29 protein-coding genes are annotated in these 25,188 nt (G+C 35.4%); 17 read left to right on the forward strand and 12 right to left on the reverse strand.

Features of this window, described 5'->3' with window-relative positions; all coding sequences use genetic code 11:
- Positions 1-33: 33 nt before the first annotated feature.
- The 4 genes from DPQ89_RS10995 (at position 34) to DPQ89_RS11010 (ending at position 4,390) form a co-directional block, all read left to right on the forward strand.
- The gene (locus tag DPQ89_RS10995; RefSeq protein ID WP_127716991.1) at positions 34-1,305 is read left to right on the forward strand and encodes a citrate synthase; all 1,272 of its coding nucleotides are present in this window, start codon (positions 34-36) and stop codon (positions 1,303-1,305) included.
- 73 nt (positions 1,306-1,378) lie between these two features.
- Complete coding sequence (locus DPQ89_RS11000; RefSeq protein WP_127716992.1) at positions 1,379-2,425, forward strand: response regulator; 1,047 nt, start codon at positions 1,379-1,381, stop codon at positions 2,423-2,425.
- 36 nt (positions 2,426-2,461) lie between these two features.
- Complete coding sequence (locus DPQ89_RS11005; RefSeq protein ID WP_127716993.1) at positions 2,462-3,505, forward strand: small ribosomal subunit Rsm22 family protein; 1,044 nt, start codon at positions 2,462-2,464, stop codon at positions 3,503-3,505.
- A gap of 39 nt (positions 3,506-3,544) precedes the next feature.
- The gene (locus DPQ89_RS11010) at positions 3,545-4,390 is read left to right on the forward strand and encodes a LysR family transcriptional regulator (RefSeq protein WP_127716994.1); all 846 of its coding nucleotides are present in this window, start codon (positions 3,545-3,547) and stop codon (positions 4,388-4,390) included.
- Between the two features lie 33 nt (positions 4,391-4,423).
- Here DPQ89_RS11010 and DPQ89_RS11015 read toward each other — a convergent pair whose 3' ends face one another.
- Positions 4,424-4,687: a type B 50S ribosomal protein L31 gene (locus tag DPQ89_RS11015; protein ID WP_127716995.1), complete on the reverse strand. Its 264-nt coding sequence runs from the start codon at positions 4,685-4,687 to the stop codon at positions 4,424-4,426.
- 109 nt (positions 4,688-4,796) lie between these two features.
- A complete protein-coding gene (locus DPQ89_RS11020) occupies positions 4,797-5,087 on the reverse strand; it encodes a hypothetical protein (protein ID WP_127716996.1) in 291 nt (96 codons plus the stop codon).
- A gap of 125 nt (positions 5,088-5,212) precedes the next feature.
- On the opposite strand from DPQ89_RS11020, the gene rpmG reads away from it, so the two are divergent.
- Positions 5,213-5,389 carry a 50S ribosomal protein L33 gene (rpmG, locus tag DPQ89_RS11025; RefSeq protein WP_127716997.1) on the forward strand — a complete coding sequence of 59 codons (177 nt, stop codon included), beginning with the start codon at positions 5,213-5,215 and terminating at the stop codon, positions 5,387-5,389.
- 165 nt (positions 5,390-5,554) lie between these two features.
- Entirely contained in the window at positions 5,555-7,006 is a 1,452-nt protein-coding gene (locus DPQ89_RS11030) for an HD domain-containing phosphohydrolase (protein ID WP_127716998.1), read from the forward strand.
- Here the strand turns inward: DPQ89_RS11030 and DPQ89_RS11035 are convergent.
- On the reverse strand, positions 6,987-8,015 hold the full coding sequence (locus DPQ89_RS11035) for a DUF4340 domain-containing protein (protein WP_127716999.1): 1,029 nt from the start codon (positions 8,013-8,015) through the stop codon (positions 6,987-6,989). The genes DPQ89_RS11030 and DPQ89_RS11035 overlap by 20 nt on opposite strands.
- Before the next feature lie 106 nt (positions 8,016-8,121).
- Here DPQ89_RS11035 and DPQ89_RS11040 point away from each other — a divergent pair, with 106 nt between their 5' ends.
- Both DPQ89_RS11040 and DPQ89_RS11045 read left to right on the forward strand, forming a co-directional pair.
- Positions 8,122-8,715: a MotA/TolQ/ExbB proton channel family protein gene (locus DPQ89_RS11040; protein WP_127717000.1), complete on the forward strand. Its 594-nt coding sequence runs from the start codon at positions 8,122-8,124 to the stop codon at positions 8,713-8,715.
- Between the two features lie 8 nt (positions 8,716-8,723).
- Positions 8,724-9,143, forward strand: coding sequence for a biopolymer transporter ExbD (locus tag DPQ89_RS11045; RefSeq protein ID WP_127717001.1), 420 nt, complete (start codon positions 8,724-8,726; stop codon positions 9,141-9,143).
- On the opposite strand, the gene DPQ89_RS11050 is transcribed toward DPQ89_RS11045, so the two are convergent.
- Positions 9,140-9,919, reverse strand: coding sequence for a hypothetical protein (locus DPQ89_RS11050; protein WP_127717002.1), 780 nt, complete (start codon positions 9,917-9,919; stop codon positions 9,140-9,142). The two genes, DPQ89_RS11045 and DPQ89_RS11050, sit on opposite strands and share 4 nt — an antisense overlap.
- Positions 9,920-10,085: 166 nt before the next feature.
- On the opposite strand from DPQ89_RS11050, the gene DPQ89_RS11055 reads away from it, so the two are divergent.
- The 4 genes from DPQ89_RS11055 (at position 10,086) to DPQ89_RS11070 (ending at position 14,533) form a co-directional block, all read left to right on the forward strand.
- Positions 10,086-11,777 (forward strand): S8 family serine peptidase, encoded by a 1,692-nt coding sequence (locus DPQ89_RS11055; protein ID WP_127717003.1) that lies wholly within the window; start codon positions 10,086-10,088, stop codon positions 11,775-11,777.
- 197 nt (positions 11,778-11,974) lie between these two features.
- Positions 11,975-12,367: an acyl-CoA thioesterase gene (locus tag DPQ89_RS11060; protein WP_127717334.1), complete on the forward strand. Its 393-nt coding sequence runs from the start codon at positions 11,975-11,977 to the stop codon at positions 12,365-12,367.
- Positions 12,368-12,447: 80 nt separating this feature from the next.
- Positions 12,448-13,713, forward strand: a complete 1,266-nt coding sequence (locus tag DPQ89_RS11065; protein ID WP_127717004.1) for a metallophosphoesterase family protein — start codon at positions 12,448-12,450, stop codon at positions 13,711-13,713.
- Positions 13,700-14,533 (forward strand): hypothetical protein, encoded by an 834-nt coding sequence (locus tag DPQ89_RS11070; protein ID WP_127717005.1) that lies wholly within the window; start codon positions 13,700-13,702, stop codon positions 14,531-14,533. The genes DPQ89_RS11065 and DPQ89_RS11070 overlap by 14 nt, the downstream gene beginning before the upstream one ends.
- A 40-nt stretch (positions 14,534-14,573) precedes the next feature.
- Here DPQ89_RS11070 and rpmB read toward each other — a convergent pair whose 3' ends face one another.
- Both rpmB and DPQ89_RS11080 read right to left on the reverse strand, forming a co-directional pair.
- Entirely contained in the window at positions 14,574-14,804 is a 231-nt protein-coding gene (rpmB, locus tag DPQ89_RS11075) for a 50S ribosomal protein L28 (protein ID WP_127717006.1), read from the reverse strand.
- A gap of 131 nt (positions 14,805-14,935) precedes the next feature.
- On the reverse strand, positions 14,936-15,355 hold the full coding sequence (locus DPQ89_RS11080; protein ID WP_127717007.1) for a hypothetical protein: 420 nt from the start codon (positions 15,353-15,355) through the stop codon (positions 14,936-14,938).
- Positions 15,356-15,448: 93 nt separating this feature from the next.
- On the opposite strand from DPQ89_RS11080, the gene DPQ89_RS11085 reads away from it, so the two are divergent.
- Both DPQ89_RS11085 and DPQ89_RS11090 read left to right on the forward strand, forming a co-directional pair.
- Positions 15,449-16,108, forward strand: coding sequence for an RNA polymerase sigma factor (locus tag DPQ89_RS11085; protein WP_127717008.1), 660 nt, complete (start codon positions 15,449-15,451; stop codon positions 16,106-16,108).
- Entirely contained in the window at positions 16,092-16,394 is a 303-nt protein-coding gene (locus DPQ89_RS11090; protein ID WP_127717009.1) for a hypothetical protein, read from the forward strand. The genes DPQ89_RS11085 and DPQ89_RS11090 overlap by 17 nt, the downstream gene beginning before the upstream one ends.
- Here the strand turns inward: DPQ89_RS11090 and DPQ89_RS11095 are convergent.
- Both DPQ89_RS11095 and DPQ89_RS11100 read right to left on the reverse strand, forming a co-directional pair.
- On the reverse strand, positions 16,376-17,737 hold the full coding sequence (locus DPQ89_RS11095) for a sensor histidine kinase KdpD (protein WP_127717010.1): 1,362 nt from the start codon (positions 17,735-17,737) through the stop codon (positions 16,376-16,378). The genes DPQ89_RS11090 and DPQ89_RS11095 overlap by 19 nt on opposite strands.
- 60 nt (positions 17,738-17,797) lie before the next feature.
- Positions 17,798-18,244, reverse strand: a complete 447-nt coding sequence (locus tag DPQ89_RS11100; protein WP_164848363.1) for a 2OG-Fe(II) oxygenase — start codon at positions 18,242-18,244, stop codon at positions 17,798-17,800.
- A 156-nt stretch (positions 18,245-18,400) separates the two neighbouring features.
- Between DPQ89_RS11100 and DPQ89_RS11105 the strand changes: the two genes are divergently transcribed.
- The gene (locus tag DPQ89_RS11105; protein ID WP_127717012.1) at positions 18,401-19,330 is read left to right on the forward strand and encodes a hypothetical protein; all 930 of its coding nucleotides are present in this window, start codon (positions 18,401-18,403) and stop codon (positions 19,328-19,330) included.
- On the opposite strand, the gene DPQ89_RS11110 is transcribed toward DPQ89_RS11105, so the two are convergent.
- Both DPQ89_RS11110 and DPQ89_RS11115 read right to left on the reverse strand, forming a co-directional pair.
- Complete coding sequence (locus DPQ89_RS11110; RefSeq protein ID WP_127717013.1) at positions 19,323-20,342, reverse strand: spore photoproduct lyase family protein; 1,020 nt, start codon at positions 20,340-20,342, stop codon at positions 19,323-19,325. The two genes, DPQ89_RS11105 and DPQ89_RS11110, sit on opposite strands and share 8 nt — an antisense overlap.
- Positions 20,335-21,372, reverse strand: a complete 1,038-nt coding sequence (locus DPQ89_RS11115) for a hypothetical protein (protein WP_127717014.1) — start codon at positions 21,370-21,372, stop codon at positions 20,335-20,337. Before DPQ89_RS11115 ends, DPQ89_RS11110 begins: the two co-directional genes overlap by 8 nt.
- Positions 21,373-21,454: 82 nt before the next feature.
- Here DPQ89_RS11115 and DPQ89_RS11120 point away from each other — a divergent pair, with 82 nt between their 5' ends.
- The gene (locus tag DPQ89_RS11120) at positions 21,455-22,393 is read left to right on the forward strand and encodes an aldo/keto reductase (RefSeq protein ID WP_127717015.1); all 939 of its coding nucleotides are present in this window, start codon (positions 21,455-21,457) and stop codon (positions 22,391-22,393) included.
- Positions 22,383-23,210, forward strand: coding sequence for a glycosyltransferase family 2 protein (locus DPQ89_RS11125; RefSeq protein ID WP_127717016.1), 828 nt, complete (start codon positions 22,383-22,385; stop codon positions 23,208-23,210). The genes DPQ89_RS11120 and DPQ89_RS11125 overlap by 11 nt, the downstream gene beginning before the upstream one ends.
- On the opposite strand, the gene DPQ89_RS11130 is transcribed toward DPQ89_RS11125, so the two are convergent.
- Complete coding sequence (locus tag DPQ89_RS11130) at positions 23,198-24,028, reverse strand: hypothetical protein (protein WP_127717017.1); 831 nt, start codon at positions 24,026-24,028, stop codon at positions 23,198-23,200. The two genes, DPQ89_RS11125 and DPQ89_RS11130, sit on opposite strands and share 13 nt — an antisense overlap.
- Positions 24,028-25,152, reverse strand: coding sequence for a saccharopine dehydrogenase (locus DPQ89_RS11135; protein ID WP_164848364.1), 1,125 nt, complete (start codon positions 25,150-25,152; stop codon positions 24,028-24,030). The genes DPQ89_RS11130 and DPQ89_RS11135 overlap by 1 nt, the downstream gene beginning before the upstream one ends.
- Positions 25,153-25,188: the final 36 nt, after the last annotated feature.

Below are 25,188 nucleotides of genomic sequence, written 5' to 3' on the forward strand. Positions count from 1 at the left end.
TAGATTATTTCGTATATATATAAAGGAGTTTGAATGGCAAATAACGCAAAGCTAGATTTAGGCGACAAAACTATTGATCTACCGATTATTGAAGGAAGTGAAGGTGAAAAGGCCTTAGATATTTCCAAGCTTCGTGGAGAGACTGGATTTATCACACTCGATAATGGTTTTGTTAATACTGGTTCATGCCAATCAGCAATAACATTCTTAAATGGTGAAAAAGGAATTCTTCGTTATAGAGGATATCCTATAGAGCAATTGGCCGAAAGCTCAAACTTCTTAGAGGTTTCATGGCTATTATTCTATGGAGAGCTACCAACAGCTGCTGAGCTTGAATCTTTCACAAAGAAAGTTGCAAGTTTCAATACGCTTCCTGAAGGAATTGAGAAGATAGTGGATACTTTCCCAAAGACAGCTCATCCAATGGGTGTTTTATCTTCTGCGACTGTTGCACTTTCTGCTTACTACGAAAATCATCTTGGACCTCAGCCAACTGATGCTGATAAAGATGAACTCTTTGCACAATTAATGGCTCAACTTAAATTAATCGTTGCTAGATTTTACAGAAAGTCACTTGGTCTTGCTCCGATAGCATCTGATCCAAGTCTTTCTTATAGTGCAGACTTTCTAAATATGATGTTTGAAAATACTGACGCAGACGTTGCAAAAGCGCTAGACGTTCTACTCATTCTTCATGCTGATCATGAGCAAAACTGTTCGGCTTCAACTGTTAGAGTAGTAGGTTCTTCACATGCAAATGTATTTACAACAATCTCAGGTGGAATTGATGCTTTATGGGGTCAACTACACGGTGGAGCTAATCAGGCAGTTTTAGAGATGCTTGAGCAAATTAAGAATGAAGGTGGAAATGCATCTTCGGCTTTAGCAAAAGCAAAAGACAAAGAAGATCCATTCAAATTAATGGGATTTGGTCATAGAGTTTATAAGAATTTTGACCCTAGGGCGAAGATCATTAAAGTTGCATGTGATAAGGTTCTAGAGAAGCTAAATGTAAACGATCCTCTATTAGAGATTGCTAAAGGGCTTGAAGCTGAAGCGTTACAGGATGATTACTTTGTAGCAAGAAAGCTTTATCCAAATGTAGACTTTTACTCGGGAATTATTTATAAGGCCCTTGGGATTCCTACAAATATGTTTACTGCGATGTTTGTTCTTGGAAGACTTCCTGGATGGCTATCTCAGTGGAAGGAATTACGTGAAGATCCTTCAGCTAAGATTTGTAGACCACGTCAAATCTACATAGGACAGACCGAAAGAAATTATAAAAAAATTGAAGACAGATAAGCAAGGCCCTCGTAAGAGGGCTTTTTTTTTGTTTGAAATGTGAGTTTTTATTCACATTTGGGAAGAGCTAATTATGATTATTGCCAACAAATCGAAAAATTCTACTTTTAATGTCATTATATTTATAACACTCGTCGTGGCATTGATCACTATGTTTACAAGCTTGGTGAAGATATCGAAAAAGGTAGATGTTCTGAATAACGTGGGTAAAGTTTCAGTTATTGAGCAACAACTACTAATAAATCAAATACAGCAAAGAATTAAGTGGTGGCATAAGCAGATAGATTTTTCAATAATTAGCGAAGAAAAAGTAAAGCTAGACTTTAAAGATGCAGACTTTGAAGATTTTAAAAATCAATTCTTTAACAATCATAAAAAAGTGAACCACTACTTTTCTGTGTGGGGATTTGATGCGAATGATATTTTAAAATTTAATAAAATAAAGGTTTTATTTTCTGCAAATACATTTCTCTTACTAAAACAACAAAGAGTTGAAAGCAGCGAGAAACTTTATTTAAAGAGATTATTAAGTGACTATGGAAACTCTCTAAGTTTCTATAGTGAGGTCTTAGAACAAAAACACCATGAGGTTATTGTTAGCTTAAGAAGTGAGAAAGAATTGAGAAATGGACTTTATATTACAATTTGTGGAGTCTTTATAATTATATGTTTTTTCTCCTTTGTATTAATAAAGCAACTTCTGAAAATGAAGTATGAAAATTCTAGTAAAAAATATAATGTTTTATTTGTAGATGATGATGTCGAAATTTTAGAGGTTCTGACAAGTACTAACGAAAAGTTACTGCATTGTAGTTTCTTTCAGGCCAGTGATGGTATAGAGGCTTTACAAATAGTCGCAACCCAAAGAATAGATCTGATTATTACAGATCTTAGTATGCCAAATATGGATGGTGTAGAGCTTATTAAGAATTTAGAAAAAAAGAGTATTCCCTATATAGTCATGACAAGTAAAGTTCTCTTAAGTGAAAAGGTTAGAAAGCAACTAAAAGGACAACATGTCTTTGATAAGTTTGATATTCTCTATCGCATGGATGAGATTATAGGTTCACAGCTAAAGTTTAGTGATGAAGACTTGAATATTCTTGAGGACGCTAGTTAGAGTGACAATAAAACTCATATGTAGTAAAATCTCTTCATGAAATTTGAACTAGAACAAATTAAAAAAAACCTTCTGTGTGAAGATATGACTGAGCATAGATTAGTTCAAACTCTTGAGCTCATCTCTAAAGGCTTTACTTCGAAAAGAGAAAATATTTCAAAATATGTTAATGATCGGGAGTATGTGAGTGCATATACATCTTTTTATCTACCAACAAATATTCCTAAATTAAAATTTGTTTTCGATCAATTACCGAAAGATCTTCTTAGCTCAATTAAAGATTCTCATATCGTAGACTATGGCTGTGGCCCTGGAACCTTTTCCTTTGCGTTCGATGAATACTTTGATGGAGATATTAGGGTAACTGGAGTTGATCAAAGTTCAATAATGATTGAGCAAGCGAAGAAACTTAATGAGAGATTGTATCTCAATACCGATCTTCACTTTGATTCAGAGATTCCTGCTCAATGGTCTGAGGGGACTTTGTTATTTGGTCATTCTATGAATGAAATGGGACATGAGAGAGCTTTAAAGTTGATAACTCAGCACCGGCCGAAACATATTATCTTTATCGAACCTGGCACTAGCGAAGTCTTTAAGTCAATATTGGCCATTAGAGACGCTCTTAGCAAATCAGGGTACACATGTTTTTACCCTTGTCAGAATATTCAGATGAGGTGTCCAGTAGGTGAGAGAGTTAGCGAGGGACTTAGTGATTGGTGTCATCAGGTCATTCGAACAACTCATGGGCCTGATATAGAGAGGCTAGCTCAGCTCATTAAATTAGATCGCAAAACGATGCCTTTGATTGCTCATGTTTATAGCACAGAAGTAACTAGATCATCTTCTTTGGCGAGAATGATTAGATTCTATCGAGAGACTAAGTTCTCTTTTGATTGGGAAGTCTGCCTAGAGAGGGAAGGAAAGCTCTCTGTCATTGATTTTGAGGTGACAAAGAGAGAACTAACTAAGGGACAGATTAAGTATCTACAAAAAATCAGTGTAGGTCTTGAATTTGAATTTGAAGTTATTAAAGAGTTAGGCCCAGATCGTTGGCGAGTGAAAATAAATCTTGATTAGATATTAATATTTTTTATAAATATATGGTAATATATAAAAATGTTACCAAGCTCAAATGATATACAATATTTTCTAGAAGTTTCTAAAACTTTAAACCTCAGTCGTTCTGCCGAAAAGTTGGGAATTACTCAGCCAACACTGAGTTTTGCTATTAAGAGATTAGAGCAGTCCCTAGGTGTTGAGCTCTTAGTTAGGTCTAAGACGGGTGTCTCTCTAACTCGCTATGGAGAGAGCTTTAGGCGTGAGTCGAAGAAGTTCTTAGAGGATTGGTATCAATTAAAATCTAAACTTGTTCAAGAAAAAGAGGAAATTAGAGGATTATATACAATGGGTGTTCATCCCTCTGTTGCTCTATATACACTGGGAGAGTTCATTCCTAAACTCTATCATGATTACCCAAGTCTAGAAGTGAAACTAGTTCATAGCTCTAGTAGACTTATTACTGAACAAGTTATTTCCCATAAGTTAGATTTAGGGATCGTTGTCAATCCTGTTTCTCATCCTGACCTAGTGATAATTAAATTATTAACAGATGAGGTGACCCTATGGGAGAGTCCGTCCAATAAAAATAAAGATGTCCTATTATGTGACCCTGATCTCACACAAACATCCTCCCTTGTCATGAAGTTAAAAAAGCAAAAATTACATTTTAGCAGAATTCTTCATTCTCAAAACTTAGAGGTATTAACTGATTTAACTGTTAATGGTGCTGGAGTAGGAATACTTCCAGGTAAAGTCGTAATGAGCAGTGGAGCAAAGCTGTTAAAGGTTCCCGCTGCACCAGTATTTAAGGATACTATTTGTCTGATTTTTAGAGTTGATAGAGTTAAAACTAGGGCCAGTGAAGAAATTATAAGTCGAATAAAGAAAATCAAGAATATATAAAAAAAAGGCCTTCTTACGAAGGCCATTTTTAAATTATTTTTTAAGTTTACCTGCGTAAGCTCCACCAAATTTCTTTCTGAATTTCTCAATACGTCCTTCAGAGTCAACGATTTTGTGGTTACCAGTATAGAATGGGTGAGACTCAGAAGAGATATCTAATTTAACCATTGGGTATTCTTTACCTTCAAAAGTTTCAGTTAGATCAGCTGAGATCGTAGATTTAATAACAAATTTCTTATCACAAGAAACGTCCCAAAAAAGAACATCTCTAAATTCTGGGTGAATACCTTTTTTCATAATTATCCTTTTGCTTTCCTTGAATATACAAGGGCCATTATTTAAGATTTAAGGCTGTAATTTCGCTAATTTTACCTATGCTGTCAAGAGAGAAGTATAAAAAAGAAAGTTAATGGGCGCTACAACTAGAGCACCCATCGCTACCTGGAGGGTGTTCTGCATCAAAGATTGGCCAGTGTCCATACTTCTTGTTTATAAGAGAAATGGCCTCTTCAATTGTGTCATGACTTGATTGATACACTTCTTGGTGATCTTGGTCTGTTACTGTTACAAAGTATTGAATTTCTTCAGTTTTTGGGTGAGCTCCAATTGAAATAAATGATTTCAATTCATCTGTTGAATAGTGAACAAAGGTCCAATTTTCAAAATTAATTTGAGTCGCTGCGTTCATATTACCCATATTGCTAGTGTTTTTAACCTTTTTAACAATTTTCTGTTGTCATGCCAATGAAAATCTAGTAGTTTTGGCTTTCTCATAAGAGGAATTTTAATTAAAGAATATTAGATATATCACTGGAGAACGACATGGCTAAAGGTCCAAGAGTAGTAATTACACTTGAATGTACTGAAGCGAGAAAGATAGGAAAAACTCCTTCTCGTTACACAACTACTAAAAACAAGAAGACAACACCTGATCGTATTGAAATTAAGAAATACAACCCTTTCTTAAAGAAACATACGATTCACAAAGAAATTAAATAATTCTAAAGAGAACCTTTAGATTTATATAATAAGGCCAGCTTTTTGCGGGCCTTTTTTGTTTGTATTTCAATAAGTTATGACTCAAAAAAGTCATTATTTCGCTATAGTTCCCACTCTTTTTGTCGATAAGTCCTATGTAATTTTTATGAAATCAAGGCGACTAAATTGGCTTTAAAAGTATTAATTGTAGACCCTAGTGATGAATGGCTCGAAAATGCGGCCAAGTTTCTAGTAGAACAATTCTATGAAATAACCAAAGTAAATAACGGTAAAGACGCTCAGCTTGCTTTGTATAATGACAAGTTCTTTGCTGTCGTTATGAATTTCGATACAAAGAACCACTCTGGAATGCAGGTTTTAAAGTTTATTAAGACGAATCATCCAAGTCAGCGAGTGGTAATGGTACTTGAGTCTCAGGAAATTATAGACTCAGGAAAAACATCTGAAGAAAAGTTAAAAAAATTAGGGGCCACCGAAATCGCGATAAAGCCTTTTGAAATAGAGCATCTTAAAGATCTGCTTGAAGGTCACCAGTCTTTAGGTGATGTTATGAGCAATATCACTAGAAGAGAAGGTCAGTCTGATGAGGTAGAGGTTGATACTCCTGATGATCAATTCACTAAAGTGAGAATTGATGATTTCTATAGTGCCAAGGCGGTTCTCTTTGATGTCTATATTCAATTAAGATCAAATAGATATGTAAAGATTCTTCACAGCGGAGATACATTTTCTAAGGAGAGGATCGATAAGTATAAAAATGAAAAGAATGTAGAGAATCTATACTTTCACAATTCAGACCGTAGAAAGTTTGTTCAATATCATAATCTTCTTGCAAAGAAACTGATTGATAATGAGAAGATGCCTGCTCAGGTTAAGGTTAAAATGCTTCGAAATGTTACAGATAAGTACGTTCAGGAAGCTTTTCACCAGGGAATGAAACCTCAAGTCATTGATCAAGGTAAACAAGTTTGCGAAAATATATTTAACTTAGTTGAAAAAGAAAAAGGACTCTATCAAATTCTAAAGTCCTATGAAGAGTTTGATCCAACAGCATTTACGCATGCATTCTTGGTTAGTTTATTTTCAACGGCAATTATTAAGCAATTTGATTGGCAGTCGAAAACTACTATTGAAGCTACTGCCATGGCCTGTTTATTTCATGATATTGGTAAAATGAAATTACCTAAAGAGCTTTTAAATAAGAGACCTGTAGAAATGAATGATGAAGAAATGGAGCTATATCAAACTCACCCAGAGTTAGGGGTAGAAATAATTGAAGGTAATAGATTAATTAATAACTCTGTTAAGCAAATCATTTTACAGCATCATGAAAACTTTGACGGTTCAGGTTTTCCATATGGAAAGAGAGGCTCTAAGATATTAACGCTCGCTAATATCGTTTCTCTTGCCGATGATTTTGTTCACATCATGATTGATGAAGAATTAGATCCACCTAAGGCCCTTAGAAAAATGTTAATTGATCAAGATCAGATTTCGAAGTATAACTCAATGATTGTAGAAAACTTTATTAAGGTCTTTGTAGATCCTGAAAAAATAGTTAAAGAAACTGGTGCACTTCCTTCAAACTCAAAAATTGTTAGTAAAAAAGTTTCTTAATCGAAAGCTTCTTAAAAGACTTCTCTGTTTTATAAAAAATATTCATATGATTTTTTTCAATGACATATGGATGAGGTCTATTAGACGCCTTGATTAGGAAGGTTTGTCTCTTTTCCATCTTGGTATCAGGTATTGTATTAAGCAAGTAACTAATTTCGTAGAATACCTTGCCCTTATCGGTTTCAATTTCTAAAGAGTATTGTGGATTGCCTAGATACCTTTCAATAAATGAGTCTAGCTTTTCTGTTCTCTTATCTAGAATCAAACTTGATTTAAGTTCTAGAACTTCTTCCAAATAAGGAATTACAGAAGCTGGATCAACTTGTTTTTTACTATCGATAAGCCAAGTTTCTTTGTCTTTCGATAAGTGAAGGCGAGTCGTTGTCGAAGGGATCTTCCCTTTATAAATTTTAAACTGCTTGATGGAGCCAATTTTCTGCGTAAAAATCTTAGAGTCAATAAAGCTTGCAAGGTTTAGCGATTCTAAACTTCCTTTAAGTGAATCAACACGATAGATTGCTTCTTGATTAGATAATGTTACATATGTCGACTTATCTATAGGGTTAACCAGCCCTACACTTAGCTCTGACTCTTTTCCACCGAAGTACTTCAGTTTTACTTTCATCTGCGGGGTATCTAGCGAGTAGTTAGAAATATTAATTGCATCCTTAGGAAGGATTTTTCTAATTCTAATCTCTTTTAAATTATCTAAAATAGTTTGAATTGTATCTTGGCTACTAGGCAAGTTACGTGGAGAGGTTAGTGACCATGTTTGTGCATTTGACTTAGAGAGGGTGAATTCTCCAAGACGATTTTTTAATTCAATCGTTTGAATTTGGTCAACTTGTTCTGGCTTGATTAAAAGCTGGTAGCGACTTAGTTCTGTATTTTTAATTTCTGGAGCTTGAAAAAACTCACTGGCCAAGGCACCAATAATTATGGCCACGATGAAAATAGCAATTAGAGTATTTGCCGCTCTTGTGCGATCAGTCGATATTTTGACTAACACGCTTTCTCCTTAACATTAGATTTTCAATATTCTAACTTGATTAATCAGGTAAGTATAGCGATGATTAGGGCGAGTTTTGATTCAATTAACACGGAGAGTTGTTTTTATGCTTGAATTATTTCATGCTGGTGGATTTATCATGTATCCACTTCTTATATGTTCAATACTAGTTTGGTTTGTAACTTTTGAAAAAATAATGTTTCTAAAACAAATGTCTAAAGAATTAGAACTACTTTCAAAAAATGGGCAACGTCTTTTAGAAGAAAAGAAAATTAATGAAGCGAAAGGACTTTCCCATAGTGTGAGTCCTTTACTTGCTACCCCGTTTTTGACTCTCTTTGAAGGTGAGTCTATGGATAGAGATCTTTGGTATGCGAGGATGGGAAGAAGGCTTGTTGAGACACAACAAGGCCTAAAGAAGTCCTTATGGATAATTGGTACAATTGGATCTTCAGCTCCATTTATTGGTCTTTTTGGAACAGTCGTGGGAATTATTAAATCTTTTCAATCTATTGCAAGTTCTGGCAAGAGTGGTTTTGCCGTAGTTGCTGGTGGACTATCAGAAGCACTGGTTGCTACTGCTGCGGGAATTATAGTCGCAGTTATGGCCGTGATTCTTTATAACTATTTTCAAAATAGACTTTCGAAAGTTAATACTGATATTAAAAATAGAATGCAAGACTTGATGGATCTGATCTAGGAATTAATATGTCGCTAAATTTAAATCAAAATGATGATGATGAGAGTATCATTGCAGAAATTAATATGACTCCATTGATAGACATTATGTTGGTTCTACTTATCATTTTTATGGTGACCTCTTCTGTGTCTTTAGAGTCTGGGCTTGATATCGATATTCCTAGTACCGTCTCTAAAACTAAGAAGCAAGAGGGGAGGTCGGTTCTTGTCTCTCTAGATAAGGATGGAAAAATATCTGTGCAAGGAAAAATTGTAACTAAAGAGGCCCTACAGAACTCTATTACCGAAGCTCTTAAATCAGAGCAAACAGGATTGGTTGTCTTTGAAGGAGATAAGAATTCTCAGCTAGGAATGGCCGTAGAAGTCATGGATATAGCTAAAGCTGCAGGTGCAGAAAAATTTGCAATTGCAGCTGAAGCAACGAACTAGAGATCTAGATCATCTAATTCATCAAAATCCTCGTCTTCGGCAGCTGCTGGAGCCTCAGTCCTAACCGGAGCCTCTGGAATATCTGGCTCAATTGAATTAATGAATTGTCTAAGTAGTGTTCTTTCTCCTTCTTTTAGAAAAGAGAAATCTGCGCCTATTCTATATGGAAGTCTGTTTTGTGAGATGATTCTACTTTTCATATTGTACTCTCTACAGAAAACAATATTTGCATTTAGGACGAATCGCTTAGGAATTATAAACTCTATAACAATTGATTGTCCGTTTAAGAAAGCTTTATTACTAAAGAAGAAAATCTTATCCATTCCAATTTCAGCGAGAATAGTTCTTCCACTTGAAATTTCATCTTCTTCTAATTTTGGAGAACGTTGAATAACTTTGATTCCAGCTTCTTGGGGCTGTTGAGCATCTTCTACGGCAGCTTGATCACCAAGCATAGCAGCGGCTGCTGCATCTTCTTCGGACTGCTCACTATCTTCTTCTGGAGCATCTGCGGCCATGGCCGCGGCCATTTCATCTTCGCCCATTTCAAGATCACCTTTTGCAACAAGCTCAATAACTTCCGCATCCTGTGCTCCTTGATCACCCTTTGAACGATACTCTTTTATAAGATCATCTATTGAAAGATTTTCATCTTTACTTTCTTTCATTCTGTCTCGAATGACGGATTTTATTTCATCTTTTAAAGACCAAATCTTCAAAGATATTTTTTTTATATAAACAGGATCAGTAGAATTGTTGTAAATCATAACTAACATTTTCTCACATTTAGCGATGAAATGGGAGGTTAGGGTATAATGGAATAAATTACCTATAGAGTTAATTTATTCAAAGACTTATTACTTTAATACTAATTAAAAAATAGGTTAATAGTTAAGTTTTTTTGTCGGTTTAGGATAGACCACGATACTCCAAGGAGGGAGAATGAAAAAGTCGCATGTACTATTAGGTGCAACAATGGCCGCGCTAAGTGTATCAAGCTTAGCAGCTAAGCATGTGCCAGGTGAGCTAATTGTAAAATTAAAAGATGGAGCAAACAAAAGTGCTTTAACTTCACTCAAGTCATTGGGTGTTGAATTAGATCGTACAATTGATCTAAGCTCTGGTTCTCTTTATGTTGTTAAGTTTGGTCAAAATAAACTTATGAAGAATATAAAGTCTGCACTAAATAATAACCCAAATGTAGAATACGCTGAGCCTAACTTCATATATGAAATTGTAAAGCCTCAAGAATCTTTTTCAGTTAATTCACTGCTTGCAAGAACAACTAACTTAGAGCCAACAGCTTATACTCCTGTTGATGCAAAATTTGGTCAATTATGGGGACTTGTAAATACAGGTTCAAATGATCCAAAAGGTGGAGCTGGAGTAGAAGGTGCAGATATTGATGCGATTAAAGCTTGGTCACTTACTAAAGGTGATAAGAGAGTAAGAATTGCTGTTATTGATACAGGTATCGACTACAACCACCCTGATCTTAAAGATCAGATGTGGACAAATACTGCAGAACTAAATGGTCAGCCAGGTGTTGATGATGACGGAAATGGTTACATCGATGATATTCATGGATATGACTTTGCAAATAATGACGGTGATCCAGTTGATGGTCACTCACACGGTACTCACTGTGCAGGTACAATCGGTGCATCCCATAACTCAATTGGTGTTGCAGGTGTAATGGCAGACGTAGAATTTGTAGCTGTTAAATTTTTAACAGATAGTGGTTCAGGTTCTACAGAAGGTGCAATTAAGTCTATTGATTACGCAACAAAAATGAATGTTGATATTATGTCAAACTCTTGGGGTGGGGGCGGACGCTCACAAGCTCTTGAGGATGCAATCAGAAGAGCTGCTGACAAAGGAATTGTTTTCACGGCCGCTGCTGGTAACTCTTCAACAAATAATGATCAAAGACCACATTATCCATCTAACTATGATGTGAAGAATGTTATCTCTGTAGCAGCAACAACTTCTAGTGATTCACTAGCAAGCTTTTCTTGTTACGGAAGAAATACTGTTCATATCGCTGCTCCAGGGCACAATATTGTTTCTACAACTAAGAATGGTGGATACGCTTCTTACTCAGGAACATCAATGGCAACTCCACATGTTTCAGGTGCAATTGGTCTTCTAATTGCTCAAGAAGGAAGAATGGACCTTGATGAGTTAAGACAAAGAGTAATGGCAACTTCTGAGCCACTATCTGCTTTAAGAGGTAAGACTATCAACTCTGGTAGACTTAACGCTTATAACTTATTAACAGATACTCGTCCTGTTCGTAACGAGCCTAAGCCAGGTAACTGGGAAACTAAGCAATTAGATGAAGTTTGGGAATCGGCACATCCATATGCAGACAACCAAAATATTTCTAAAACTTTCACTTACCCAGGTGCGAAGTATGTAAGACTAAGAGTAAGAAAGGTTGATCTTGAAAAAGGTTATGACTTCTTACAAGTTTCAGACAAAAATAGAAGCGTTTCAGAAAAAGTTTCTGGTTCAGCTGAAGATTATGTTTCTGAGTATGTTGAAGGTGATACTATGGTTGTTACTTTCAAATCTGACAGATCAGTTTCTAAGTGGGGATTCATCATCGACTCTGTTGATGTTCAATATTAATCCACTGATTAAATAGAAAACAACTCCATAACGCCCAAAGGCCCCGATTTTTTTCGGGGCCTTTTTTATTTTCATAACAAAATTATTCAAGTAGTGTATTTTTCTACTGTAGATGAAGAGGGTTAAACTCCCCACTGTCCCGCAACGGTAAAGTCCGATCTCTACTCAATATATTAATTACCCGAGGAGGTATTATGATGACTTCGAATTATGAAGACAGGGTTCGCCTGTCACAAACCCGTGTAACTAAAGCTGTTTTTCCTAACACTACCAATCACTATGAAACTCTTTTTGGTGGTACTGCTATGCAGTGGATGGATGAAGTCGCATTTATCACAGCAACTCGATTTACTCGAATGAAGGTTGTTACTGTCTCTAGTGATCGATTAGACTTTAAAAAAGCAATTCCTGAAGGAAGTATTGTGGAGCTTGTAGGCAATGTCACTAAGCTTGGGCGTACTAGTCTTGAGATACAGGTTCAAGTCTTCTTAGAAGCGATGCTAGATGACTCTAGGGAGCTAGCTCTTGAAGGGTCTTTTACCTTTGTCGCTTTGGGTGAAGACAAAAAGCCTGTAAAAATAGCTATCTAGAACTAATGTAAGAATATATTCATTGATGGAAGGTCTATTTTCTTGATAGCCTTTTAATATTAAAAATTAGGAGTCTTTCAATGCTAATACGGAAATTGGCCTTCATATCATTAATTACAATAGTCGCTGCTTTTGCTTGGCCTTGGTCTAAAGATGGTATATCTAGAATACGATTAACTTGGGAAAAAGACCCTTCTACTACAATGAAGATCATCTGGGATGCACAGGCGCAAAAAGGTGTCTCTCAAAAACTCTACTTCGATACTGTTGACCATGGCAGGAACTATGAAGAATATTCTAATAAAGTTTCTCTCACTCGATTCTATAAATTCAAAGGTATGTATAATGCTGTTGTACATTTAGAAAACCTTTCTCCAGAGACAAAGTACTATTTTGTTATTCGATCTTCTCAGGGCGTTGTTTCTAAGCGCTACTGGTTTGAAACTATTAGTGATCGATCAGATACTAAACTGAGTATTATATCTGGTGGAGATTCTCGAAATAATCGAACTCCAAGAGTTAAGGGGAATAAATTAGTTGCGAAGCTTAGACCTCACTTTGTTCTCTTTGGTGGAGATATGACAAGCATTGATATTTCTTCACAATGGGAGAAGTGGTTCAATGATTGGCAACATACAATTTCAGCTGATGGAAGAATCACTCCAATAGTCGCGGCAAGAGGAAATCATGAGCGCTCTAATGAGTCTGTCTCAAAGCTCTTTGGAACTAGCCCAGGAGTATTCTACGCACTTAGCTTTGGAGGAGATCTGCTAAGAGCATATACTTTAAATTCAGAATCTTCTATAACAGGTGATCAATATGAGTGGCTTAAGACTGACCTCGCTCGTAATATGAATCACACATGGAAGATTGCTCAATATCACAGACCAATGAGACCGCATGTAAAGAAGAAGAGTGAAAATGATCGTATCTATCATAGTTGGGGAAAAGAGTTTTTTAAGTATGGGGTAGACCTAGTCACAGAGTCTGACTCTCATACCGTTAAGACGACTAGACCGATAGCACCTTCGAACTCTGCCGGACATGATGAAGGTTTTGTCGTTGATGAAGAGCGTGGAACTGTATATATCGGAGAGGGATGTTGGGGTGCACCTCTTAGGTCTAATGATGACGATAAGTCTTGGACTGTTGCCTCTGGAAGTTTTAATCAGTTTAAATTAATTCACTTAGACTCACATCAGTTAATAGCAAGAACAATCAAGGTAGATAATGCAAATCAAGTTGCAGCTCTGACAGATGAGAACCGTTTTGATCTTCCTGCTAACTTGTCTGTATGGAACGAGGGTGAAGTTGAACTTTCTCCTAGAGTGTATGGAAGACAGTAGAGAGCGCTTAGGCCACGTACTCAAGCTAAGCGCATTCAGTGTACTATTTGCTAGAGCAGTTCAGCATATATTCTTTGATGTTCCATACCGAGCAATTCTGTGGAATGAAGATCTACTCTTACCTTTATTTAATTTTATTAAAATTGATTGGCAAGAATATGTAACTTCTTCAGTTGTAGATAGCGCTATAAGTGTCACTGCTAGTTGCGTAGGTGTCTTGCTTCTTGGTTGTTCTGTAGTAGCACTTTTCTCATTAAAAAAAGCTCGCTTTGCTCTTGTTATTAGTTCGCTTTATTTAGGTTTTCTTGCTTTTTTGATATTTATAGAGAAGTTCTTTGTAATAGCTCAGTTCTTTGAATATTCGATTCAAGTGATTAGTCCATTTTGTTTATACTACTATTGGAAAAATGGAGTAGATGAATTACTTCTAAAAATAATCAGAGTAGGAATTGCTTTAACATTTTTTGGGCATGGAGCTTATGCGCTTGGTATTTTTCCAACCCCTGGTAATTTTCTCGACATGGTTATTACCATTCTTAATTGTAGCGAATCAACAGCAGTGGTATTTTTAAAAATTATGGGTAGTTTAGACTTCTTGGCAGGAGCTCTTTTATTCTTTCGTCCAACTAGAAATTGGGCCTATGCCTTTTGCTTTATCTGGGGATTGTTTACTAGTTTGGCCAGAGTTCTTGAATTTAACTCTCTAGGTGTGACCCATGTGATGGCCCAATATGCTCACGAGTTAATTATGAGAGGACCTCACTTTCTGATGCCACTCTTTCTTATTCTGTCGATCCCACAAACTAAAAAAGACCTTTAAAAAAAGGTCTTTTTTATCATTTTTTAATTTCTGTTAGAAACTAGAAAAGGTGGTTGTATTTCTTTAAAAACTTTGTAAGTGATCCAACTTTATCAAGAGTTCTAATTGCTCTTGTAGAAAGTCTAAGCTTAATAGTTTGACCAGATACTGGATCAAAGATTCTCTTCGTTTGAAGGTTAGGCTTTTGAGTCATTTTAGTTCTGTTTTTAGCGTGAGAAACTTTATTTCCAACTAATCTTCTTTTTCCTGTTAAATCGCATGTACGTGCCATATCTAAATCCTCTTCCTGTACGCCGCAGCATTCAGCTTGATAATAATTATACTTTCAGGTTCGCTAATATATACTTCAAAATACTAAAGTTCAAGGGCCTTTTCGACCCTTGAAGCATTTTTAATTATTAGCTAGTTAGAAGATTCTTTCTTTTGCTTTTTCATGGCCTTTCTAGCTTTTTTTCTCTCTTCTCTTTCTTTTTTGTGCTGTAATTTCAACGGCTTAAGCTTCTCTTCTTTAAATGCCTTTCTTCTGGCCTTAGATTCCTCTTTAAAGGTTTTTTTCAGCTCTTTCATTTTCTTTCTGATTTTCTTATTACCTTCTTTGTCTCCAGGTTTCATTTGAGCAGCTAAGGCTTCAAGTTCATCAAAGAATTTTAATTGCTTAGCATAACTATCATTTAGGTTTTGTAGCTTTAGTTCATGAAATTTTTTGGCATGATCTCGTCTTCTTTGGTTTGACTCTTCCATCTTTGCTTTAAAGTCTACTGAATTGTCAGCTAGTGTTGGTACTGTAAGTGCTAGTAATAACGTAAAGATTAATGTTTTCATTCTGTCCTCCAAGCATTGGTTAAGCTGCTTCTGTATTGGAAACGAGTGAGGGCGCAAAAAGTTTCATTTTTTTTTATAAAATCAATTATCATATTGAAATTACGTTATAAAAGAGCTGAAACTTTTTCTTCTCTCATTCGTTATAAAGATGTGAGTGCAATGGATTTAATAAATATTAAGAAATGGTGGCTACAGGCCAAGTATAGCAGTTATGAAGACTGTGCTCTAGTTGATTTGGTTATAATTGAGAGCGACGAAGTTGCCTTTGGAATTCTCTATGAGAGATATAAGCTAGGTGCTTATAACTATGCTTTAAGTATATTGAAAGATAAGGCAAGAGCGATGGATGCCACACACGATTGCTTTTTGAAGTTTTATGAAAAGAGGAGTTCTTTTAAAGAAGAGATAAAATTTAAACCGCTGTTTTATAGAATGATTAGGAATAGATGTTTTGATTTATTGAAAAAGAAGTCGGAACTTCTAGTAGAAGACGAATATGAACTGGAGTTTAGTGAAAGAGATGACGTGGTCTTTGACGAAACTCTGAAGAATATGAGCTTAGAGCAGATCGACAAGGCCTTTTATGAATTAGATGATGGGCAACGAGAGGTATTTCTTTTATGGGCACAAGGTTTTTCTATGAAAGAGATCTCTGTTGCAACAGATTTAAAAGAAAGTGATATTAAAACTAAGATACATAGAGCGAAGAAGAAACTTTCAACATTAGGAAGTCAGAATGAAAAAGAAAATTAATAATGCAGTTACTAGAAGATTAGATAAGAGCTTTGATAAGAAGTTCTGGAATCGCTTTGAACAAAAATTTCCAAAGAGTGTGCAGGAACAAAATTGGCAAAGGATTTTTACACCTCTAGCTATGGTTACAGTTTTAATTGTGTTAACAATTAATCTGTATAGTAATGATCCTAATTACACTCAAGCTGAAATTAATGAATATCTTCAGCAGATGCAAGAAATTGAAAAGATTGTAGATTCGGTAAATGCCGAACTTGAGACGGAGTATTACGCTTTAATTGATTGAAGGAAGCTATAATCTGCATTTTGAAAACAAATTTTAAATATTGTTCCGTGATCTTCTATGTACTCATAACTTGTTCTACTTGTAATTTGTAATGTCCCACCTAATAGACCAATACTTCTTTTAGCGATTGGTAGTCCAAAGCCTGTTCCTTTTTCTCCATTAGTACCAAGTCTTGATGTGGAGGCGAGTGGATCAAATATTTTACGGAGTATATAGTCTGGAATTCCTATTCCTTGGTCTTTAATAATTAGATGAACTTCTTTATTTACTTTCTTTGAGTGAATGAGAATTTCACTTTTGTTTTCTGAGAACTTGATTGTGTTAGTTACAATATTACAGATAATCTGATGTTCGATAACACTTTTTATTCCCCAGATATGGTCATCGTCCATGAGTATTCTTACCGTGATTTCTTTTTCAGTGATCATGTCACTAAGAATGTCTAGACATTCATCAACACATTGAGTGATAGAAACTCTCTGTATTTCTAATTGCTTTTTTCCAGATTCAAAGGCCTCAATTTCTTTAACAGATGAAATGAGATTAAATATTGTGTTACTACTTTTTTCTGTTGCGACTAGCTTCTTTTTAATTTTTGGATACATATCAGCGTGACCATTGACACCAACATGCTTATTAAGAAAAGCAATATTATTTTTAATAACAGTAATAGGGTTTGTTACATCGTGAGCGATAACTCTTAGTAGGTTCTGCTTAGAAATCGCTCTTGATCTAAGTTGATCTTCACTCACTTTTCTAAGTTGAATTAGAGATATAGTAAATCCAGAATGAAGAAAAATCATACCAAAGGCCGTTAGAATATGATTTAGAGCTACGCCTTCAGCAAGAAGGTAACTCTTGGTAAAAGTACCAAGACTTAGATCTAGGTATGCGATCACACTTACTACAACACATACTGCAGAAGAAACAAATATAGTGTGCTTCATATTACTTAGAATCCCTGTAATTACTGGGAGAATAGCAATCCAAACAAGTATAGGACTCAAGAAGCCGGCAGTAAGTAAAGCATAGTGAATTTGAAATAGACCACCTGGAATTATAATTGTATATAATGCTTTTTTAATAGAGCCCGTGTACTTGTAAACGAGTGGGGCCATCAGGTGAATAAAAGCATAGAAAAAGCCTGTGTACTTTATGCTTGGATGATTAATATAGTAGTAGGCCGTAATAGCATAGCCCCACATCAAAATTCCTGTTGCAGATGTAATCACTAACATTGAGTGTACTTTAAATAAATGGACCTGATCGAACTTGTCTTTTGGAGATAGGAGCCAATTATAAAAATTATGATAGATGCTTTTTAGGAAAGCGAATTTTTTCATAAGTTCTTATCGGCCATTTTTGTTCAAAATTTAGATAAACTAGTGATATATGGACATTAATTAATCTTCAAGTTTGGGCGCCGTGCTACACCATCCTGCGATTGTTTTTCTAGATCCTCGAGTGACTTTATTTACTTTGTGTTCAAATCCATACTCACCAGTGAGAAATACGGTGAGAACTTCTCTTGGTGGAGGGGAAATTGTTGTTACCTCTTCAGATTTCTTGAGTTTAAACAGAAGTTCACCTCCTGTAAGACTGGAATCATCATTAAATGACCAGGTGAATGCAATATGCCTGGAGCCATCGTCATGCCAGATACCATCTTCGTCAGTGGCTGCATCCCGTAAAGCGATAATATGCTCAGTGGAATCAAAAGGGTGAAATTTATTGAGAATATCCCTTAAATATCCACCTGGAGCAAGATAGCTAAAGAGAAGCTCATCAACTTGCTTCCAATCTGCTTGAATGAGCGCGATGTCCATCTCTTTAGGAAAGGGAACTTTCATTTGAAAGTGTCCTTTTTTAAAAAGTTCTGTAAATAATGGGAATTTATACTTGTCTAATTCGGTCATAATAAGAAACAATGTTTATATATTAGTACTTTTGTCCATTTTGCGTAGCTTAGTCAATGCAATATTATTAACTTTAAAATACCTAGGTTTATGAAGTCTTTTAAAAGTAAATTTATTCTTCTTTTTTTTGCGTGTGTTGGTCTAGGTCTTATCTATTACTTAAAGAATAATTTAACTCCCGAACTAGCGAGAGAGCATCATGGGAAAGAAGCACTAGTTATAACGAAAAAAGAATCTATCTTCCAAAAAAAAAATATTCAGCAACTAAAAAAACTAAGTCCGACAGAACTTGCTAAAAAGAGTGATGATTATAATAGGGAAGAGTTTAACAAGCTAATGAAAGCTCTTATTGATGTAGAAGCAAGTGTAAAAGAAAGGCAAAAGGTTTGCTCTCAAACTTTAAATAATGTTCTTCCTAATGATGATTACCTAGATATTAATACTATTATGTATAATGATTTTGATTCAGTGGTAGAGAACTTTAGAGCAGTCTTAAATGGAGCCATGTATCGCCCTGAAGTGGACCAAGGTTTTACTATTATTCACTCTCTCATTGAAGAGGAGTATCCAATTGACCCACTTATTATGTACAAAAGACTTGAGAGACTAGATATTTGCCGAGATCCAAAGGCCCTAAATTTTGTAGATACTGTATTTGAAGCATATAGGCTAAAGAAGTGGCCAAAGAATGTTGGAAACCAATTGATTCTAGAATCATTCGAGCTTTTAACTAATTCCCTTCGTACTAATAAGTCTGTTGAAAATTTACTCTACTTTAATAATTTAATTCTTGTTATGGCCGATAATGAAATTCTTCCTAAGACTTATTTAGAAGACCTAGAGGACTTAGGTAGAAGAATGAATGATAATCATAATATATTTAAGGAAAGCTTTGGTCCTAGGCACACAAGAGAAAAGAACTTAATGGCCCTTAGCGACTACTTAAGAAGAAACGATGAATATGCAACAGATCTACTTCAGCATGTAACTGACCTTAAGTATCAGCTCGAAATTAAATAGAATCCTCATCTTCCATACATAGATATATTTTACTTTCATCAACCTTTCGGTTTAACAATAAATCCTTTATTGTTGAAAGAATCCATAGCCGCATCGGTCTATTGTAACGAATCTTTCCATCAAAAGACTTTATGAGCTCACTTGAGAGTAGCTCACTTTTTGGGTAGTTCGATTGAACTTGATGATAAACATCCTTGGTAAAACGAACAACTCCTACCGAGATATATTCTAAAGAACTCATTGGAAGAACTGCGAGTGTTTCGTCAATGAGCTGAGCATACTTACTTGAGAAGTCATCATCGTAAACCACTGGGTCAAAATGTATGCCTATTGGATGTCCTAGCTTGGCAAGTCTTTCAATTGATTTTAATCTTGCTTTGAGTGATGGAGTTTTAAGGTCATTATTCTTGATCTTATCTGCAGGAGATAGAGAGAAAGTTATAATGATATTATCCTTAGGGGTTAGATTTTCAATTTCCTTTATATTTGCTGACTTCGTTCTTAGTTCTAACTTTGCAAATGGGAGTCGAGAGAAGAGCTCATGATAGATTGGTAATTCACCTGTTAAGTGACTTAGTGCTAAAGAATCAGAAAATTCCCCCGCATGAAACCAAGGTGTTTTTCCTAATTGGTAATCTCTTGTTGCAACTTTTTCTATTTCTTCACAAATCTCTTCATGGTTAATAAATAATACTAAGTCTGGAGAGTGAAAGTAACCTTGAAGATAGCAATAGTTACATTCATAAATACAGTTATAGGCATGAATAAAGTAGTAATGAGGCTCACCTGAAATTCCATATGCATCAGGGGCTTCTTTTACTAATTGACCTTTTTTTTGTCCTAAAAATAAATTAAGAGTGTCTCTTTTTTGCAAGTAAGGTTTTTTTACTCTAGCAAAAACATCTTCGACCTTTTCTATAACTTGAGTCTCGATATTGGGAAAAGTTCTAAGAATTTTCTTTGTTTGTTGATGTTCAAGAATATCTCTTTCAATGAAAATCTTTTCAAACATCAATATTTCCGCGAAGAATAGATTGATAATTCTTATAGTCAAATTTCTTTAATGCCTGGGATATTTGCAATAAATCCATTTCGTTGTGAATTGAAGCGGATATAGAAAATGAGTCGCTTTCAAAATCTTTTGAGAGTTTTACTTGTAGTTGGGCCTTCTTTAGTGGCGCAAGGATAGTATCAAGTTGCTTGGTTAGCTTATGATTAAAAGGAGTTTGTAGCTCTCTCATCTTATCAATAAGTAATTGGGCCCTTTGTTTTTCTGTTGCCTTTACTTCAGCTATAGAAGAAATTTGACAGGTCTCTAAGATCGCTTCTTCACTTTCATACTTCGTTAGTAGTGAACTTAGTATTCCTTTGTAATTTCTGTATTGGGATACTGTGAAGTAGAAAGACTTATTCCTATCTATTAGTAGTGGAGCCTCATTTTCAAGTGTAAACTCTAGCGAACAAAAATGACGCCACATCTTATCACTATAGATTTCTGCATTCTCTTTAATGATCTCACATATTGGAGAGTCTTCAGTATGTTCTAGGGCCATATCTGAAATGAGTTTAAATGCTCTCAATTTAATATTTGAATTACTAGCAGCTCTTGCAATTGCCCAACCTTCACGATCTACAAGACTAGCAAAGCAGCTCAACTTCTGAGCATAATCTTTATTCAGCACTCGTTGTGAGCTTGTAATACAGTCTAATAATTCTTTGGAATCAGTGGAGAAGGATTTAAATTCAACAATTTGTTCCATTTGTGCGTAGAACGTTCTTACTTCGACAATAGAGTTTATATCAACTTTGGGGCTTAAGCTTCCAGCAATTCCGTAGTTTATAATTTCGACAGGAGCATTTGAAAGTTCTCCTAGTACTGTACTTACAGTTTCTAAGGAATTTAATATTCCTTCGCCACAAATGAGTAAGTAGTCTTCTTCATTCTGATAGAGCGATTGAGTTGAGGATTCAACGGATTTGAAATTTCCTTGCTTTAGAAATGTAGCGGCCTCTGCTCTATGAGCAAAAACTAGTAAGCGCATAAATTACCTTGATTTTGATACTTCGCGACTTTATAGTGGGCCTATTGTTTTGTCTAGTCTTCAAGTAAAATTGAGAGGTCATATGTCACGTATTTTAAGGGACTTATCTGAATTACCCATTGGTTTTGGTGGTGCCGCAATTAGTGGAGAAGGGGCTGGCTACGGTTTTGGAGATATTTCTAAAGATGAGTCTGTAGAGTTACTTCGTTACAGCTATGATCTAGGGATCAGGGTTTTTGATACTGCTCCAATATATGGTTTTGGAGAATCAGAAAAAAGAATTGCTAAGGCATTTAAGACTACGAGAGATAAGGTTTTTATAATTTCTAAAAGTGGTGTTTCATGGCATTCGAATATGCGTGTCAATATGACCAATGATCCAAAGGAAACACAGAAGATGTTGCACGAGTCTCTTGAGAGGTTAGAGACTGATTATATCGACCTTTTCATGATTCATTGGCCTGACAAGTCAGTAGATATAAGAAGAGTTATGGAAGTTCTTTCTAAAGCAAAACATCAGGGGAAAATTAAATCCATTGGTCTGTGTAATACCTTTACTGAAGATTTTGTTAAGGCAAGCGAAGTTGATGAAGTTGAAGTTATTCAAGCTCAGTTAAATGTCTTTGAAAATAAAGAAGCGTTGGAGCTGCTAGACCTATGTGAAAAGAATGATTTAAGTTTTATGAGTTGGGGAACTCTTGATAAAGGAATTCTGACTGGAAGAGTTCATGAAAAGAGAACTTTTGATAAAACAGATTGTCGCTCATGGGCACCGTGGTGGAAGGCAATGGATAAGAAAGAAAAGTTTCAAAAAATGAAGCTGTTGTTACCTTATTTGGAAGAGATTGAGAAAACGCCTTTAAGCTTGGCGATTTCTTTTAATAGACAGTTTTCTCATGTGGATAATTTATTGTGTGGGAGTCGTAGTAAGAAGCAGTGGCAAGAGTTAGTTCATGCTTACTCGAATCCTTTGACTCAAGCCGAGCTAGAGCAGGTTAATCGTATTCTCCATGAAAGTTAGTGTTATTATTCCCACTCATAATCGTCAACATCTTATTGAGAGATCAGTCCTTTCTGTTTTAAAGCAGACCTATAAGAATATTGAAGTCATTATTGTTGATGATGGTTCGACAGATGAGACTTATTTTAAAGTCAAAAAGCTCTTAGAGGATAAGCGAGTTCAATATATCCGTTGTGATAATAAAGGGGTTAGTGCTGCTAGAAACTTAGGAGCTGCCTGCTCAAGTGGCGATTACTTAGCTTTTCTTGACTCTGATGACGAGTGGTTAAAGTATAAACTTGAAAAACAAGTGAACTTTATTGAAAGTAATAGAGATGTTCACTGTCTTCATACTAATGAGCAGTGGATTAGAAACGGTAATAAAGTTAATCAACGCAAAATTCATCAAAAGTTTGGAGGGAGGATTTTTGAAAAATGTCTCTCTCTATGCTTCATTTCTCCTTCTACTGTAATGATTTCACGAGATGTCTTTTTGGAAGTCGGAGGCTTTGACGAAGAATTCATCGTGTGTGAGGACTTCGATCTTTGGCTTAAACTAAGCTCTCTTTATGAAATTCATTATATAGACGAAGTTCTTATCAATAAGTACGGAGGTCATGAGGATCAATTAAGCATGAAGTACTTTGCTATGGATTACTGGAGAGTAAAGGCCCTCGCAAATATTCTAGTATTAAGAGAACTAGGGCAATCTCAGGTTGAGTTAGTTAAAAAATCAATTATAAGAAAATGCGAAGTTCTAATTCAGGGTTATAAAAAGCATGAGAACTTTACAAATCTAAGTGAAGTACAAGAAATCCTAAACGATCATCTTTCGTAAGAGAATCTATTCTTAGTATTAAGAAGGGATTCAATTTCAAAAACAGAATATTGATTTCTTAGTAAAACCAATCCTCTAGGATCTGTATTAACAACATTCTTATTTGTATTAAGAAGAATTAGACGATTAGAGTCTAACCAGATACCGATAAAACCTGGCAACCTATAATTTGTTACAAAGTTAACTGGAGCACCATTTGTAATTAAAGTTTCATCGTCCTTATTTAACAGAGAGTAAGTTATTTTGAAAATTCCACTATATTGTTTTTTAATTACTTTATACTGCAAATCCAGCTCAAGAGTGTAGCGAGGTCCATTCTTCTTATGGGCTATAAGTTTCTTGTACCTTTTTAATAGTTCAAATTCATTGCTCTTTGCTATTACTGGAAGAGAGCCACTAATAAAATCAGTGATATTAATTCCCATGATTTTATCAATTTTCTCATCATTCTTATTACTCTTATCTTCTTTTGTTTCTTCTTGCGGTTTATCTTCTTTTATGTAGACGATTTTCTCAATGACTTTTGGAGCACTCATTGCTTCTTTAGATTCTTTTGCAGTATTAAATTTAGAGATTTCCATATCTCTTAAATCAATTCCAAAGTACGTAAAAAGAAGTTGAAAGATTTTTCCATTTAGTTCTAAGTTCTTGCGCTGAAGTTCTTGATAAGAGAGTTCTTTGTCATTGTACTTGGAGTTAAGCAGCTCAATTTCGCTTAGAAAGTTATTTTTATTTTCTATAAACCTATGGTTAGCAAAGAAGTAGCTTGCTCCAATTCCAATAAAAAAGAAGGCGAGAAAAGTTGATATTTTTTTCATTACATTAAGTTTTGCGGATCGTTACTTTCTAACTTATCGGCATTAAAATCAACTGGACCAAGCTCCATAGTTTTAGAATAGAATACTTCTAAAGATCTCTCCCATGGCGTTTGCTCAATTTCATTATTGAGAAAGTCTATGAGGTGTGGAAAGAGTTGTGTACAGAAGTCGATAGAGCTCTCTTTTGGTAGTAAAGAAGGAAGATGGTCAATTGCGGTAATTGTTAAATCTTCTCTTAAAGAGGCAATAGGAGCATCCATTGTTGTACACTTTGAATAGATCGGCAGTGGATTACATGGCCCTGTTGGGTCGCAACCTACATCACTAATGACACTAAGATGTCTTTGCTGATCAATAAGATCATTTGTTAGAAATGGTTTAACTTGTTTTGTAATAAGAGCGCAGTTAATAAGAATGTCATGTGAGAGAATGTCTTGAAATGGACCTTTTCCCTTCGTTTCTTTTGAGCCCCACATGGTCGGTTCAATCCCAATAGATCTAAGAAACTTTACAGCACCTTTTCCTGATCTTCCTTTTGCTCCAATGACAATAACTCTAGGACGAGCTTCAATCTTTAGTAGATTCCGCTCGATATCTGTGACCATATCCATTTGTGATTGGTAAGGTCTTAATGGAGCTTTTTGATTGTAGTCCATATTTAGTTGTTGGTGTGCCCATATATCAATGGCCAAAGCCGCTCCTGAAAAGCCGGCCCAAACACCAAATGCCGCAATACGATTTTCATTTTCATCAACTAGATACTCGAGATCGAAGAGTTTCCCATCTCCCTTTAAAAATCTAGAAAGTGTTTTCTCGTGCCCATTTTGATTCTTATAGACGTGAGCAAAGTGAATATGTCTGTGAGATAGGGCGAAGTCTTTATCTTCTAATTCTTTAAGTCCAACTATAACAGCATTCAGTGGGGCCTTATTTATCCAAGCATTCGTCTCTTCGAGAGTACAGCCTACTGCTTCGTATTCTTCATCAGAAAATACTCTAATTGGAGATCTCTCTACAACGACTTCATGACCAAGCTTTAAAAGCTCTTCACATGCGCTCGGTGTAAGGCAACAACGTTGCTCGTATGGTTTTGTTTCATGTCTTAACCAGATCAATCTCTTCATCTTCATTGCCCTCAAAGTGATTAGTGGTGCATCGAA

It is taken from the genome of Halobacteriovorax sp. HLS (assembly GCF_004006665.1).
Lineage (GTDB): Bacteria > Bdellovibrionota > Bacteriovoracia > Bacteriovoracales > Bacteriovoracaceae > Halobacteriovorax.

Bases quoted from the DNA above. Each gene is read 5' to 3' on its own strand.
- DPQ89_RS11000 (WP_127716992.1), top strand. From the start codon at position 1,379: ATGATTATTGCCAACAAATCGAAAAATTCTACTTTTAATGTCATTATA.
- DPQ89_RS11015 (WP_127716995.1), bottom strand. From the start codon at position 4,687: ATGAAAAAAGGTATTCACCCAGAATTTAGAGATGTTCTTTTTTGGGAC.
- DPQ89_RS11070 (WP_127717005.1), top strand. From the start codon at position 13,700: ATGGAAGACAGTAGAGAGCGCTTAGGCCACGTACTCAAGCTAAGCGCA.
- DPQ89_RS11105 (WP_127717012.1), top strand. From the start codon at position 18,401: ATGAAGTCTTTTAAAAGTAAATTTATTCTTCTTTTTTTTGCGTGTGTT.
- DPQ89_RS11095 (WP_127717010.1), bottom strand. From the start codon at position 17,737: ATGAAAAAATTCGCTTTCCTAAAAAGCATCTATCATAATTTTTATAAT.
- DPQ89_RS11125 (WP_127717016.1), top strand. From the start codon at position 22,383: ATGAAAGTTAGTGTTATTATTCCCACTCATAATCGTCAACATCTTATT.
- DPQ89_RS11100 (WP_164848363.1), bottom strand. From the start codon at position 18,244: ATGAAAGTTCCCTTTCCTAAAGAGATGGACATCGCGCTCATTCAAGCA.
- DPQ89_RS11120 (WP_127717015.1), top strand. From the start codon at position 21,455: ATGTCACGTATTTTAAGGGACTTATCTGAATTACCCATTGGTTTTGGT.
- DPQ89_RS11050 (WP_127717002.1), bottom strand. From the start codon at position 9,919: ATGTTAGTTATGATTTACAACAATTCTACTGATCCTGTTTATATAAAA.
- DPQ89_RS11040 (WP_127717000.1), top strand. From the start codon at position 8,122: ATGCTTGAATTATTTCATGCTGGTGGATTTATCATGTATCCACTTCTT.
- DPQ89_RS10995 (WP_127716991.1), top strand. From the start codon at position 34: ATGGCAAATAACGCAAAGCTAGATTTAGGCGACAAAACTATTGATCTA.
- rpmB (WP_127717006.1), bottom strand. From the start codon at position 14,804: ATGGCACGTACATGCGATTTAACAGGAAAAAGAAGATTAGTTGGAAAT.
- rpmG (WP_127716997.1), top strand. From the start codon at position 5,213: ATGGCTAAAGGTCCAAGAGTAGTAATTACACTTGAATGTACTGAAGCG.
- DPQ89_RS11020 (WP_127716996.1), bottom strand. From the start codon at position 5,087: ATGGGTAATATGAACGCAGCGACTCAAATTAATTTTGAAAATTGGACC.
- DPQ89_RS11130 (WP_127717017.1), bottom strand. From the start codon at position 24,028: ATGAAAAAAATATCAACTTTTCTCGCCTTCTTTTTTATTGGAATTGGA.
- DPQ89_RS11055 (WP_127717003.1), top strand. From the start codon at position 10,086: ATGAAAAAGTCGCATGTACTATTAGGTGCAACAATGGCCGCGCTAAGT.
- DPQ89_RS11115 (WP_127717014.1), bottom strand. From the start codon at position 21,372: ATGCGCTTACTAGTTTTTGCTCATAGAGCAGAGGCCGCTACATTTCTA.
- DPQ89_RS11005 (WP_127716993.1), top strand. From the start codon at position 2,462: ATGAAATTTGAACTAGAACAAATTAAAAAAAACCTTCTGTGTGAAGAT.
- DPQ89_RS11065 (WP_127717004.1), top strand. From the start codon at position 12,448: ATGCTAATACGGAAATTGGCCTTCATATCATTAATTACAATAGTCGCT.
- DPQ89_RS11045 (WP_127717001.1), top strand. From the start codon at position 8,724: ATGTCGCTAAATTTAAATCAAAATGATGATGATGAGAGTATCATTGCA.
- DPQ89_RS11010 (WP_127716994.1), top strand. From the start codon at position 3,545: ATGTTACCAAGCTCAAATGATATACAATATTTTCTAGAAGTTTCTAAA.
- DPQ89_RS11080 (WP_127717007.1), bottom strand. From the start codon at position 15,355: ATGAAAACATTAATCTTTACGTTATTACTAGCACTTACAGTACCAACA.
- DPQ89_RS11135 (WP_164848364.1), bottom strand. From the start codon at position 25,152: ATGAAGAGATTGATCTGGTTAAGACATGAAACAAAACCATACGAGCAA.
- DPQ89_RS11110 (WP_127717013.1), bottom strand. From the start codon at position 20,342: ATGTTTGAAAAGATTTTCATTGAAAGAGATATTCTTGAACATCAACAA.
- DPQ89_RS11060 (WP_127717334.1), top strand. From the start codon at position 11,975: ATGACTTCGAATTATGAAGACAGGGTTCGCCTGTCACAAACCCGTGTA.
- DPQ89_RS11090 (WP_127717009.1), top strand. From the start codon at position 16,092: ATGAAAAAGAAAATTAATAATGCAGTTACTAGAAGATTAGATAAGAGC.